At 62.8% G+C, this 13,694-nt stretch carries 11 protein-coding genes; 5 read left to right on the forward strand and 6 right to left on the reverse strand.

The genetic code is table 11. The features are described 5' to 3' along the window. The 3 genes from eda to AACS24_RS16355 all read right to left on the reverse strand — a co-directional run. Nucleotides 1-411 (reverse strand): bifunctional 4-hydroxy-2-oxoglutarate aldolase/2-dehydro-3-deoxy-phosphogluconate aldolase (eda, locus tag AACS24_RS16345; protein WP_258222964.1); only part of this gene is annotated, 411 nt, incomplete at its 3' end. 9 nt (nt 412-420) lie between these two features. Then, the gene (gene edd / locus AACS24_RS16350; protein ID WP_108571340.1) at nt 421-2,217 is read right to left on the reverse strand and encodes a phosphogluconate dehydratase; all 1,797 of its coding nucleotides are present in this window, start codon (nt 2,215-2,217) and stop codon (nt 421-423) included. After that, complete coding sequence (locus tag AACS24_RS16355; protein ID WP_033115607.1) at nt 2,214-2,723, reverse strand: gluconokinase; 510 nt, start codon at nt 2,721-2,723, stop codon at nt 2,214-2,216. The genes edd and AACS24_RS16355 overlap by 4 nt, the downstream gene beginning before the upstream one ends. Nucleotides 2,724-2,968: 245 nt before the next feature. Between AACS24_RS16355 and gntU the strand changes: the two genes are divergently transcribed. The 4 genes from gntU to AACS24_RS16375 all read left to right on the forward strand — a co-directional run bounded on the left by gntU (nt 2,969) and on the right by AACS24_RS16375 (nt 10,310). Continuing rightward, nucleotides 2,969-4,309: a gluconate transporter gene (gene gntU / locus AACS24_RS16360; protein WP_108571341.1), complete on the forward strand. Its 1,341-nt coding sequence runs from the start codon at nt 2,969-2,971 to the stop codon at nt 4,307-4,309. A gap of 150 nt (nt 4,310-4,459) precedes the next feature. Beyond that, nucleotides 4,460-5,809, forward strand: a complete 1,350-nt coding sequence (gene pssA, locus AACS24_RS16365; protein ID WP_033115608.1) for a CDP-diacylglycerol--serine O-phosphatidyltransferase — start codon at nt 4,460-4,462, stop codon at nt 5,807-5,809. A gap of 188 nt (nt 5,810-5,997) precedes the next feature. After that, the gene (gene recG, locus AACS24_RS16370) at nt 5,998-8,067 is read left to right on the forward strand and encodes an ATP-dependent DNA helicase RecG (protein ID WP_181364211.1); all 2,070 of its coding nucleotides are present in this window, start codon (nt 5,998-6,000) and stop codon (nt 8,065-8,067) included. A gap of 143 nt (nt 8,068-8,210) precedes the next feature. Beyond that, complete coding sequence (locus AACS24_RS16375) at nt 8,211-10,310, forward strand: AsmA family protein (protein WP_108571344.1); 2,100 nt, start codon at nt 8,211-8,213, stop codon at nt 10,308-10,310. Nucleotides 10,311-10,366: 56 nt separating this feature from the next. Here AACS24_RS16375 and AACS24_RS16380 read toward each other — a convergent pair whose 3' ends face one another. Then, complete coding sequence (locus AACS24_RS16380; protein ID WP_033115611.1) at nt 10,367-11,275, reverse strand: bifunctional GNAT family N-acetyltransferase/hotdog fold thioesterase; 909 nt, start codon at nt 11,273-11,275, stop codon at nt 10,367-10,369. Nucleotides 11,276-11,445: 170 nt separating this feature from the next. On the opposite strand from AACS24_RS16380, the gene AACS24_RS16385 reads away from it, so the two are divergent. Beyond that, on the forward strand, nt 11,446-12,126 hold the full coding sequence (locus tag AACS24_RS16385; protein ID WP_181364213.1) for a spermidine synthase: 681 nt from the start codon (nt 11,446-11,448) through the stop codon (nt 12,124-12,126). Here the strand turns inward: AACS24_RS16385 and dtd are convergent. Beyond that, nucleotides 12,115-12,552, reverse strand: a complete 438-nt coding sequence (dtd, locus tag AACS24_RS16390; RefSeq protein WP_033138812.1) for a D-aminoacyl-tRNA deacylase — start codon at nt 12,550-12,552, stop codon at nt 12,115-12,117. The two genes, AACS24_RS16385 and dtd, sit on opposite strands and share 12 nt — an antisense overlap. A 92-nt stretch (nt 12,553-12,644) precedes the next feature. Beyond that, nucleotides 12,645-13,517, reverse strand: coding sequence for a virulence factor BrkB family protein (locus AACS24_RS16395; protein WP_108571346.1), 873 nt, complete (start codon nt 13,515-13,517; stop codon nt 12,645-12,647). Nucleotides 13,518-13,694 lie beyond the last annotated feature (177 nt).

Raw genomic sequence — 13,694 nt, forward strand, 5'->3', positions numbered from 1 at the left:
GGCCGGGAAGAACTTCAGGTGGTCGTAGCCCGCTTCCAGCGCCTGCATCACTTCAGACGGAGTAGCCACACCCGGGATCAGCGGCGCAGTGCTCTTGGCCGCATGGGCCAGCAGGGCCGGCGTCATCCCCGGGGAGATGACGAAGCGGGCACCGGCTGCAACGGCAGCGTCAAACTGCGCGCAGTTGAGCACGGTACCGGCACCGACCATGGCATCCGGCATCGCCTTGGCGATGAGGGCGATGGCATCGAGCGCCACCGGAGTGCGCAGGGTGATTTCGAAGACAGAGATGCCGCCGTCAAGCAGCGCCTTGGCCATCGGCAGGGCCTGATCCAGCTCGTTGATAACCATCACGGGTACCAGCGGGGAGGCGGCAAACACCTCGGCCGGGGTCACTTTCCAGTTCTGCATAGCTCTTCCTTAGTCAAAGATGGTGGCGCCACACTCGGCGCTCGATACCGCGCGACGCATCACGCTGAACAGTTCACGGCCCCACCCCTCTTGTTCCGGAGTGAGGTCAATCTCGGCCTGGGTACGGCCACTCAAATCGGTCAGGCAGTCGAGGCTACCGTTTACCGCGTCAACCCGCAGCAGGTCGCCGTCGGCAAGCAGGCCGATGGCCCCGCCGTGCAGCGCTTCCGGGGTGACGTGGATAGCGGCCGGGATCTTGCCGGAGGCGCCGGAGAGACGGCCATCGGTGACCAGCGCTACCTTGTAACCCGCCTTCTGCAAGTTGCCGAGCACCGGCATCAGCTTGTGCAGCTCCGGCATGCCGTTGGCGGCCGGGCCATTGTGGCGCACCACGATCACGGCGTCCTGATTGAGATCGCCCGCCTTGTAGGCTGCTTCCACCGCATGCTGGGAGGAGAAAACCCGCGCCGGCGCTTCAATCACCCGATACTCGGGAGCCACGGCGGAGACCTTGACCACGGCGCGGCCCAGATTGCCCGCCAGCAGCTTGGTGCCCCCGGTGGCCTGGAATACGCTGCCGGAAGGCGACAGCACGCTCGCATCGCCGCTCTCACCCACCGGCTGCCATACCAGCTGGCCGTCGACCAGAGCCGGACGGCTGAGGTAATCCTGCATCTCGCCAAAGACCGGAGTGGCATCCATGTGGATCAGCCCCTCTTCGGCCAGACGGCGCATCAGACCGGGCACACCGCCCGCCTGTTCGAAGGCGTTGACGTCGGCCGGGCCGTTCGGGTAAATGCGAACCAACAGCGGCACCACGTCGGAGAGATCGCTGATGTCATCCCAGGTCAGTACCAGACCGGCCGCGCGGGCCAGCGCCACCATGTGGATGCTGTGGTTGGTGCTGCCGCCGGAGGCGAGCAGAGCCACCAGACCATTGACCAGCGAGCGCTCATCCAGCACCTCGCTCAGGGGACGATAGGCGGGGGAACCCGGGATCATGGCGCTGATGCGACGTGCCGCTTCAACGGTCAGGGCATGGCGCAGCTCGCTGTGCGGGTGGACGAAGGCGGAGCCCGGCAGCATCAGGCCCATGGCCTCGAACACCAGCTGGTTGGTGTTGGCGGTGCCGTAGAAGGTGCAGGTGCCCGCCGCATGGTAGGCGCCGCACTCCATCTCCAGCAGGGCGTCGCGGCCCACTTCACCGGCGGCGTACTGCTGGCGAACCTTCACCTTCTCGTCGTTGCTGATACCGCTCGCCATCGGGCCGGCAGGAACAAATGCCGTCGGCAGGTGGGCGTGGGAGAGCGCCCCCATAATCTGGCCCGGAGCGATCTTGTCGCAGATGCCGAGCAGCAGGGTGGCATCAAAAGTGTTGTGAGAGAGCGACAGCGCAGTCGCCTGAGCGATGAGATCGCGGGAGAAGAGGGACATGTCCATCCCCGGCTGACCCTGAGTCACGCCGTCGCACATGGCGGGAACGCCACCGGCAACCTGAGCACTGTGGCCCAGTTCGGCCAGCGCGCCCTTGATGATGTCCGGATAACCCTGATAGGGCTGATGGGCGCTCAGCATGTCGTTGTAGGCGGTGACGATGCCGACGTTGGCACGGGTCATGTCGAGGATGCGACCCTTCTCGTCACTGCTGCAGGCGGCCACGGCGTGGGCCAGGTTGCCGCAGGCCAGTGCGGCGCGGGTCTTGCCCTGCTCGGCCTGACGCTGGATGCGGGCCATAAAGGCCTGACGACGGGCGGCACTGCGCTCGCGGATGCGGGCAGTGACGTCGGAAATTACCTTATGAATCATTGGGCTTGCTCCAATGCTGTGACGGCGCGGTCAACCACCTGTTCGAAGGTGCCGTCGATATCGATGTGGAATACACCGGCTTCGCCATCCGGGCGCTCCAGAGTATCGAACTGACTTTGTACCATGCTTTCGCGCATGAAGTGGCCCTTGCGGGCACGCATCCGCTCGAGGATCAGCGGCTGGCTGCCATCGAGGAAGATGAAGCTGACCGACTCGTTGCCTTCGCGGATCTGGTCGCGGTACTGCTTTTTGAGGGCGGAACAGACAATGATGCCGGTCTCGTTCTTCTGCTCGAGACTGTAGGCGGCGTCGCGGATCCGCTCCAGCCAGGGGGCGCGATCCTCATCGTTGAGGGGGTTGCCGCCAGCCATCTTCTGGATGTTGGCCTTGGGGTGGAGATCATCACCATCGATGAACTTGGCGCCCAACGCTTCTGCCACTTTGAGGCCCACGCTGGATTTACCGCTGCCACATACACCCATCACGATAATGCACTTACCCGCCATAATTTGACCTCTGTCCCACTTTTCAAAAAACCAGCTGTTGATGGGTTCTAATCTAGCACGTTACCGGTAACATGTTACCGGTAACCATTAAAAATGTGAAGTCTGCCACAGACTGAGCAAACCCATAGTCACCTGGGCATATGATGTTGAGCCCTTGCCATAAATCTAAATAAATCATAAAGATATGGTTTGTCGACGGATCGACAGGGTGTCACTACCGAACTTGGATTAAGGAACGCATAACAATGTCTGACCTCTCCCTGATCATGACGGCCGCCGGCTCGATCGTGCTGCTGCTCTTCCTGGTGATGAAGGCTCGTCTGCACGCCGTCGTCTCCCTCATTCTGGTCTCCATGGTGGCCGGTCTTGCCGCCGGCATGAACCCGGCCGACATCGCCAACACCATCCAGAAAGGGATGGGCGGCACCCTCGGCTTCGTTGCCGTGGTGGTGGCGCTGGGTGCCATGTTTGGCAAGGTGATGGAAGTGACCGGTGCCCTCGACCGGGTAGCTCACACCCTGCTCGGCAAGTTCGGCGTCAAGCGCGCCAACTGGGCCATGGCCCTGACCGGCTTTGTCTGCGCCCTGCCGCTCTTCTTCGATGTGGCTGTGGTGCTGCTGATCGGTGTCGCCTTCGCCATCGTCCGTCGCGGCGGCGGCAGCGTGGTGAAGATCGGTATCGCCCTGCTGGCCGGTATCGCCACCTGTCAGGCGTTCCTTATTCCGGCTCCGGGCCCGATCCTGGTCGCTTCCCAGCTGGGAGCCGACTTCGGCTACATGATCCTGTTCGGCCTGATCGCCGCCGTACCGGCCCTGATCCTGGCAGGCCCGCTGTTCGGTGACTTCATCAGCAAGATCGTCGATGTGCCGCTGCCTGCCGATGCCCAGAACAGCGTTCACGATGACAGCAAATCCCTGCCCTCCTTCGGGCTGGCGATGGGTCTGATCGGCCTGCCGCTGCTGATGATCGGCCTCAAGACCATCGTCGGCCGCTTCGTCGAGGCGGGCTCTACCCTGCACAACTGGCTGGAGTTCATCGGCCACCCCTTCACCGCCATCATGGTCGCCTGTCTGGCCGCCTTCTATCTGCTGGGTATTCGCCGCGGCATGTCCCGTGACGAGGTGATGAGCGTCTGCAACAGCGCCATCCAGCCGGCCGGCGTCATTATTCTGGTTACCGGTGCCGGTGGCGTCTTCAAGCAGGTGCTGGTTGATTCCGGCGTGGGCGCAGCCCTTGGCAACATGCTGGCCGACTCCGGTCTGCCCATCGTCGCGCTGGCCTTCATTCTGGCCGCCGCGGTGCGGGTGATTCAGGGCTCTGCCACCGTCGCCATGCTGACCGCCTGTGGTCTGGTGCTGCCGATGCTGGAGCCGCTCGGCCTCAACGGTGCCCAGCTGGCTGCCGTTACCATCGCCATCGGCGGCGGTGCCATCGTGCTCTCTCACGTCAACGACTCCGGTTTCTGGCTGGCCAACCGCTACCTCGGCCTCTCCGAGAAGCAGACCCTGCAGACCTGGACCGTGATGGAGACCATCATCGGCACCACCGGCGGCGTGATGGCGATGATCATTTACAGCTTCCTCTGATCACTGCCGATACGCACAAAAAAGGCCTCACTTGTGAGGCCTTTTTCATCTTTCTGACGATTCTTTCTTTGGCTGAGAGGGCGAGATTGCTAGAATCGCCTATTCATCGCTCCGAGTGGAACGCTTAACCCCGTGATTTCAGGTCTCTCTATGCATTCATCGGCCCATTATCGACAACTGCTGACACGCCTGCCCCAGATCGCCGTCGCGGCAGACCAGTTTGAAGTGCTCTACAGCGCCAAAGATTTCAAGCGCCGCATTCTTGCACTCATTGCCAGTGCTACCCAGCGCATCTATCTGGTCGCGCTCTATCTGCAGGATGATGACGCGGGTCGCGAGATCCTCACCGCCCTCTACGAGGCCAAGCAGCGCAATCCGGCTCTCGACGTCAAGCTGTTCGTCGACTTCCACCGTGCCCAGCGCGGCCTGATCGGCAAGGGCAAGCAAGGCGGCAACCACCTGATGTATCAGGAGATGGCCGCCCGCTACGAGCACAAGATCGAAATCTACGGCGTGCCGGTGAAGGGGCGCGAGCTGCTCGGCGTGTTGCACCTCAAGGGCTTCATCTTTGACGATGTGGTACTCTACTCCGGTGCCAGCCTCAACGATATCTACCTGCACCAGCAGGAGCGCTACCGCTTCGACCGCTATCACCAGATCACCAGCCCGGAGCTGGCCCGCAGCATGGTCAACTACGTGGATGACCTGTTCGTGAAGAGCGATGCCGTGCAGCGGCTGGATCGCAGCGACGTGCCCAGCGCCAAACAGCTGAAGGGGCCGATCCGCCGCTTCAAGCTGAGCCTGCGTCAGGGGCAGTACCGCTTCGCCACCATGCCGGTCAACACCCAGGAGGTGGCCATCACCCCGATGGCGGGTCTGGGCAAGCGCAACAACCAGCTCAACCAGATGATCCGCAATCTGGTGCGCTCCACCGAGCGGGAGATCTTCATCTGTACCCCTTATTTCAACCCCCCCAAGGAGTTGAGCAAGGATATCGAGGATCTGCTGCAGCGTGGCTGCAAGGTAACGATCGTGGTGGGCGACAAGACCGCCAACGACTTCTTCATCCCGCCGGAGGAGAAGTTCTCCACCATCGGCGGCCTGCCCTATCTCTACGAGACCAACCTGCGCAAGTTTGCCGAGCGCAACCAGCATCACATCGATGATGGTCGCCTCAACCTGATGCTCTGGTGCTGCGAGCGCAACTCCTACCATCTCAAGGGGATCTTCGTGGATGACGAGTGGGCCCTGCTCACCGGCAACAACCTCAACCCGCGCGCCTGGGCGCTGGATCTGGAGAACGGCCTGCTGGTGCATGATCGTCGCCACCACCTGCGTCCCCAGTTCAATGCCGAGCGGGAGAACATTCTGGCCAACACCAAGCGCATCAGCCACTTCGATCAGGTAGAGCAGATCCACGACTACCCGGAGCAGGTGCGCAAGCTGCTGGGACGGATCCACCGGGTCAAGGCCCATCTGCTACTCAAGCGGATCATCTGACCCCGGGGCGCACCGCGCCCCCCTGCCCAACGACAATCAGACCAAGGCCTCCCGTTTTCGGCAGGCCTTTGTTATATCCTCCGTTTCCCACACTTTGGCTGCCCTGCCAGCAGCAACTCGGCTTGCATCGGCCCCTCAACAACCCCTATCATCTGGACATATTTACAGTGTTTTCGGGCATCTAATTGATGAAATTGGATAAAATTCCTCTCGATAGCCTCAAGGGTGTCGGCAGCAAGATGCAGGAGAAGCTCGAGCGGCTGGGACTGGCCACGGTACAGGACCTGCTGTTCCACCTCCCCCTGCGCTACGAGGACCGCACCCAGGTGTGGCCCATCGGCGATCTGCCGCCCGGCCTGCACGGCGCCGTCGAGGGGGAGATCCAGGACACTCAGCTGGTGATGGGGCGTCGTCGCATGCTGGTCTGCCGTATCAGCGACGGCACCGGCACCCTCACCCTGCGCTTCTTCAACTTCACCGCCGCCCAGAAGAACAGTCTGGCGACAGGCCGCCTGATCCGCTGCTTTGGCGAGGTGCGCCCCGGCAAATACGGGCTGGAGATGGCCCACCCCGAGTACAAGCTGCTCGGCGAGGAGCAGGCCGGTCAGACCGAGGAGGCGCTCACCCCCGTCTACCCGACTACCGAGGGACTGCGCCAGCTCACCCTGCGCAACCTCACCGATCAGGCGCTGGCCCAGCTCGACCTCTATGGCGTTGAGGAGCTGCTGCCCGCCGGCCTCTATCCCCACCAGATTGAACTGGCCGCCGCCCTGAAATTGCTGCACCGTCCGCCCCCCTCGGTGGCGCTGCCGCTGCTCGAAAGCGGCCAACATCCGGCCCAGCAGCGACTGGTTCTGGAGGAGCTGCTGGCTCACAACCTCTCGGTACTCAAGGTGCGCGCTCAGGCACAAACCCAGCTGGCCCGCGCCCTCAAACCGGCGCCTGCGCTGGTCGAACAGCTGCTCGGCGCCCTGCCGTTCAAGCCGACCGGTGCCCAGAGCCGGGTGGTGGCCGAGATAAGTAAGGATCTGCAACAGAGCCACCCCATGATGCGGCTGGTGCAGGGGGATGTGGGATCCGGCAAGACCCTGGTCGCGGCGCTGGCCGCCCTGCAGGCCATCGGCAACGGCTGTCAGGTGGGTTTGATGGCACCGACCGAGCTGCTGGCGGAACAGCACGCTATCAACTTCGCCAAGTGGCTGGAGCCGCTCGGCATCGGTGTCGGCTGGTTGGCTGGCAAGCAGAAAGGCAAGGCGCGGGAGGAGGCACTGGCTGCCATCGCCGATGGCAGCGTCCAAATGGTGGTGGGCACCCACGCCATCTTTCAGGAGCAGGTGGTGTTCCAGCGTCTGGCGCTGGTCATCATCGATGAACAGCACAGATTCGGGGTGCATCAGCGCCTCGCCCTGCGTGAGAAAGGGGAACGTGAAGGGGTGCATCCCCATCAGCTCATCATGACCGCCACCCCCATCCCCCGCACCCTGGCGATGACCGCCTATGCCGACCTCGATACCTCGGTCATCGACGAACTGCCGCCGGGCCGAACCCCCATCACCACGGTGGCGCTGCCCGACAGCCGTCGCGGCGACGTGATCGAGCGGGTCAAGCTCGCCTGCACCGAGGGCAAGCAGGCCTACTGGGTCTGCACCCTGATCGAGGAGTCGGAGGTGCTGGAGTGTCAGGCCGCCGAGGATACCGCCGCCGAGCTGCAGAACCTGCTGCCGGGGCTGCATATCGGGCTGGTACACGGCCGGATGCGGCCGGTCGAGAAACAGCGGGTGATGGAGGAGTTCAAGGCAGGCATACTGCAACTGCTGGTCGCCACCACCGTCATCGAGGTGGGGGTGGATGTGCCCAACGCCAGCCTGATGATCATCGAGAACCCGGAACGGCTCGGGCTGGCGCAGCTGCACCAGCTGCGCGGTCGGGTCGGACGCGGAGCGGTAGCCTCTCACTGCGTGCTGCTCTATCATGCCCCCTTGTCCAAAACAGCCCAGAGCCGGCTCGGGGTGCTGCGTGAGACCAACGATGGCTTCCTCATCGCCCAGCGCGATCTGGAACTGCGCGGTCCGGGGGAACTGCTCGGCACCCGCCAGACCGGTCTGGCCGATCTCAAGATCGCCGATCTGGTGCGGGATCAGCCACTTATTCCGCAGGTACAAAAGATGGCACGCTTCCTTATGGATAGGCACCCGAGCCATGTCGACCCCTTGATACGGCGCTGGCTTGGCTTACGGGATCACTATTCCAATGCCTGATCGAGGTAGATGCAGAAGATGGTCACATGTCCTTATGGATAGACACCCGAGCCATGTCGAACCCTTGATACGGCGCTGGCTCGGTCTGCGGGACCACTACTCAAACGCCTGACAACACACCCCAAAACAGGAGGAAAGCATCCATGAATTCCTGGCTACGCGGCCTGCTCTACACCTTCGCCTTCCTGCTGCTGTTTGTCTGGGTTGCCCTCGGCCTGTTCGACGCCGAGCGCGCCAAAGGCCCCATCGCCAGCTGGATCAGCCAGCAGACCGGCGTACCGGTCACCATAGGGCGGCTGGTATTCAACCCGCTCCACCCCTACACCCTGCTGGCGGAGCAGGTGCGCTACGGCGATGCGGTTTCTCTCGACAAGATCTATCTGGAGATCGAGAGCATCGACTGGCTGAACCGCGATGTGCGGATCGCCCATCTCGACCTCATTCGCCCCGCCATCAAGCTGCCGCTGCCCAACCAGCTGCCCAGCCTGCCGGTGCACTCCCTCTCCATCGGTGACAGCACCATAGACAGGCTGAGCCTTGAGAGCGACGGGCTGACCCTGCGCGGCCTCAACGCCACCCTGAGCGACTGGGATCTGATCGATCCGAAACGCCAGCCACAAGCCAACCTGACCCTCAACATCGGCCAGCTGGAGACACCACAGTTCACCTTCGCCCGTCTCAGCCTGAAAGGGCGGCTGGAGGGAGAGGTACTGCGCAGCGACAAGCTGGTGACCAACCTGTTTGACGGCCTGCTGGAGAGCGGCATGGTGCTCGACTGGCCGGCTCGAACCCTCGAACTGCACGATCTCAAGGCTCGTGGCATGCGGGTCGAGCTGGGGGATCTGGCACAGCACCAATTCCCGCTGCGGCAGGTGTCGCTGGATCGCGGCCAGTTCGATCAGGTGAGCATCAACTCCATCGAGCAGGAGCTCTCCTTCAACAACTTCAGTGGCCAGCTCACCGCCTTCAACTGGCAGGCAGGCAGCCAGCCGAGCGGCTATCTGGCGGGCACGCTGGGCGACATGGGGCGCGGCCTGTTCCAGCTGGAGGGGATCAAGGGCAAGCTCGCCTTCTCACCCCAGCAGCTCGACGGCGAACTGCAGGGCAAAGCCTATGAAGGGGAGTTCAATGTCGAGCTCTCCCTCGATACCCAGCAGCAGAAGCTGACCCTGAAAGACGTGGCGCTGAGCGGCATGGATATCAGCCTGCCGCAAGGTTGGTGGCAGGATTGGCAGGGCTGGCGCCCGCAGCAGGTGGATATCCGCAAGCTGGCGTTCGACAAGCTCAAGGTGCTCTCCTTCGACGATGCCATCCCTCTGTCGCTGACCGGCTGGCAGCTCTACCTGAGCGATCTCGCCCTGCGTGGCAATCAGCCCGGCCCGCTGCTTGGCCGTGCCCGCATAGAGAGCAAGTGGTTCGAGCTGGTGTGGGATGGCCTCAGCGCCCGCAACGGCGAACTGGATGGGGAGCTGACCCCCAGCTCCTGGCAACTGGGCAAGCTCACCAGCTCGCTGCCGGATGAGGGCAGCCTCAGCATGAGCGGCCAGTGGGCACGCGAGCCGGGCCAGAGCAGCACCCTGCAGTTGAAGGCGACCAAGCTCGATCTGGAGCAGTGGGGCAAGATGTTCGGCTCTCCTGTCTCCTTCTCCGGCAAGGCAGATTTGAGTGCCGACCTGCAGGCGGAGCACGGCAGCGCACCGGGTGAGTGGCACAGCACCCTGCAGGGCAGTTTCGCTCTCGATGCCAACGAACCCTTCTGGGACAAGGTGAAGATAGACCCGCTGCTGGATCAGTGGTTCAAGCAGGCAACGGCGCCGGCGCTCAATCCGGATCAGCTGTGGCAGGCGATGCAGGGTGGCGATACCCCCTTCTACCGCGTCAGGGTGCAGGGCAAGATCGACAAGGGGCAGCTGCAGCTCGAACAGGCTGGCGCCTCCACCATCACTCACCTGCTGGGGGCGCTGGGCGGTATCGATCTGGTCAAGGAGCAGTGGCAACTCGATCTGGGAGTGCTCAACGGCAACCGCTGCGCCGAGCTTATCGGCCAGTGGCGCGGCCCGCTCACCGCGCCCACTCTGAGCTGGGATTTCAAGCAGAAGCCGGATGGCTGCGGCTGGGAAGTGGGAGTACGCTATCCGCCGCAGGGCAACAGTGCGCCGCTCTGGCGACCGGCTCCGGCGCCAAAAGCCCAAACCCAAACCCAAACCCAAACCGAGCAGGCAACCAACAGTCAGCAAGGGTAAAACAAACAAGGCCTCATAATGAGGCCTTGTCTGTTTTGTGGCGGAGCGCGCTGCCGTTAATGGCCCGGCCGCTTGACCGGCTGCACCACGTAGTGACCGAGGAACTCCGCCGCCAGCTTGCTGCCGCTGAACAGCTGGATCTTGAGGCTGAAGGTGGCAGGCTCGCCCCGTTTGAGCGGCTGCAGCACGGCGGGCATCCCCTCGCGAGCCACCCGCGCCTCCGGCTCCTCATCGACCGGGCCATGATATTTGATGGAGCTCTCGGCCAGCACAGGTTCGCCCACCAGCCCCTCCTCTTTAAGTTGCAGCCAGATCAGCCCCCAGCCCGCCAGCACGCACTGGCTGTAGACACTGCCGGCAAACATGCTGCCGTGCACGTTGAGGTTGGCCGCCAGATTGGCCTTGAGGTGGAAGGTCTGGCCATCGTAGTGGCTGATGTGCATTCCCATCTTCTCGCTGATGGGCACCCCGCGCGACCAGCGGGTGGTGAGATCCTGACACCACTCCGGGCGATACTGGATGGTCTGCAACGGGCTCAGGGATTTGATCATCTGGCGATGGGGAATGCGGCCAAAGGAGACGGGGCCGCCCCCCACTTCGAGAAAACCGCACTTGCGATAGAACTCCACCGCCTCCTGACGGGCGTTCATCACCAGCCGTTTCACCTTCTCGCTGCGGGCCAGCTGCTCGAGATCCTCCACCATTTTGGCGCCCAGCCCCTGGCCGCGATATTCGGGACGCAGCGCCATAAAGCGGATCTGCGCCTCGTCGCCGCCGATAAAGAGGCGCCCCACCGCGATGGGGGTGCCATCGGGTGCTAACATCAGCCGGTGAATGGCAACGGTGTCGTATTCGTCCCGCTCGGAACCAACGGGCAGATTGAAGGGTTTACGCAGAAGCTCCCAGCGCAACTGGTAATAGGCATCCAGCTCGGCGGCTGTCTGAGGGGTGACTACCCGATACATAGTTTCATCCTTGAGTTTGCGCCGACTGGCAGATGGAAGGGCTTACACAGACGTTTCCAGCGCAGCTTGCAGTAAGTACCCGGCTCGGCTGCCGTTTGGGGGGTGACCACCCGGTACATAGATCGATCCTTGAGTTACACTGGTCGGAAACCATCTTGCCGTGCAAATTCATGGACTTCAATCTGCAAGCGTACCAAGCCGATCACTTGTTGCACCTCAGCGTCAAACCCCAGCGCCGCCTGACCGTGCAGGAAAACAACCAGCACCGCTGGCTGGAGATAGACGGCGTGGTGCAATCCGCCATGTCGCTCGCCGACCCCGCTGCCCTCTGTCTGCCCCATCAGCGGGTCATCGCCTGCCTGCTGCCTGAACAGGCCGGGCAGATCCTCGAACTCGGGCTGGGTGGCGGTGATCTCACCCGCCATCTGAGTCAGCGTTGGCCCGATGCCCGCCACGAGTGCGTTGACCTCGACGAAGAGGTGCTGACCGTTTATCAGCAGTTTTTCCAGCATCAGGAGAGCGATGAACGCGCAGCTCCAGCACTCCATCAAGCCGATGCCCTCACCTTTCTGGAGCAGAGCGAGCAGCAGTACGACCTCATCCTGCTCGATCTCTTCAGTCAGGATGGCAACCCGCTGCTGCTGTTTCAGGAGCGGCTCTACCGGGCGCTGGCACCCCGCCTCTGCGGCACTCTGGTCATCAACCTGTTGCCGCGCACCGAACTGGAGCTAACCCACGCCCTGACGCTGATAGAACAGTGGATTGGCCCGGCTACCCCCTATCCGGTCGCAGGGCTCATCAACGTGATCGTCCACGTCATACCGCGGGATCAGGCATCCTCAGACCTGTAGCCAGAAGGTAACCGGGCCGTCGTTGACCAGCGCCACCTTCATGTCGGCGGCAAAACGCCCGGTTGCGGTCGGGATGCCGCTGGCAGCAGCCTTCGCCACGAAGTAGTCATAGAGGCGTTCGGCCTCGCTCGGGTGGGCACCGCAGGAGAAGCTGGGGCGCATCCCGCTCTTGGTATCGGCCGCCAGGGTAAACTGGGAGACCACCAGCAGGCTGCCACCGATCTGGCTGACATTGAGGTTCATCTTGCCGTTCTCGTCACTGAAGACCCGATAGCCGCTCACCTTGTGCAGCAGCTTGTCGGCCTTGGCCTCATCATCCCCCTGCTCCACCCCGAGCAGCACCAACAACCCCTGACCGATGGCGCCGGTCACCTCCCCCTCGACAGTCACGCTGGCCTCGGAGACCCGCTGAATCAGTGCAATCACATCCCTCTCCTCTCAAAACAGAACGACCGCCCCGGCTCGATTGCAGGGGCGGTCGTCGATGCTACCAATAAACCGGTGGCCAAGGCGATGGCTTAGCCAAGCTCCTCGCTCGACGGCTTCTCGTACTCGCCGAGGCAGGCGGTGGTCTCCGCACCAAGCAGCACCACCAGCCAGCTGAGATAGACCCAGACAAACAGGATCGGGATGGTGGCCAGCGCGCCGTAGATGGCCTGATAGGAGGGGAAGCTGGTGATGTAGATGGCAAAGCCGCGCTTGGCCAGCTCGAACAGGGTCGCCGCCACCAGCGCGCCGATAAAGGCGTGGGCCAGCCGCACCTTGCAGTTCGGTACCACGGTATAGACCAGCAGGAAGGTGAGCACCGAGAAGAGAAACGGCAAGCCGCGTAGCAGCAGATAGCCGATGCCGAACAGGCTCTCGGCGCCAAACAGCCGCAGCGAGAAGATGTAGGAGGAGATGGCGATACTGGCCCCGATAAGCACGGGCCCCAGGGTGAGGATCATCCAGTACATGGCAAACGCCTGCGCCAGCGGGCGGCCCTGGGTCGAACGCCAGATGTAGTTGAGGTTCTTGTCGATGGCGGAGATCAGCATCAGCGCCACCACCACCAGCGCCCCGATCCCCACCGCCGTGGTGTTGGTGGCATTGGCGACGAAACCGTCGATGTACTCCTTGAGCACCTCTCCCGCCGTCGGTACGAAGTTGTGGTAGACGAACTGCTCCATCGCCTGCTTGAGGCTCTGGAACACCGGGAAGGCGGACATCATGCCAAAGACCACGGCGATCATCGGCACCAGCGAAAGCAGGGTGACATAGGCCAGATAGCCGGCGGTAACCGTCAATCTGTCCTGCTGGAAACGGCCCCAGACAAACTGGGCAAAGTGGCGACCATCATGGCGCAAGAAGGAGAGGGCGTGGGCCAAACGGCCGCTGACAGGCTGCTGCATCTTGATTCTCGTTAGCGTCATAGTGGCAATATTGTGTCAGAGGAGAGCGCTGTTTGACCACCTTTGAACCCGATTTGCCCCCATCCCCCCCCAACCGGTCACCCGGGTTACGCCTCCGGCTGTCGCCAGAAGCAGAGATAAAAACGGCCCCGCTATGGGGCCGTTTGCAACGCCGGA

Origin of the sequence: Aeromonas sp. HMWF016 (assembly GCF_963878195.1) — a bacterium.
Classification (GTDB): Bacteria; Pseudomonadota; Gammaproteobacteria; order Enterobacterales; family Aeromonadaceae; genus Aeromonas; species Aeromonas lacus.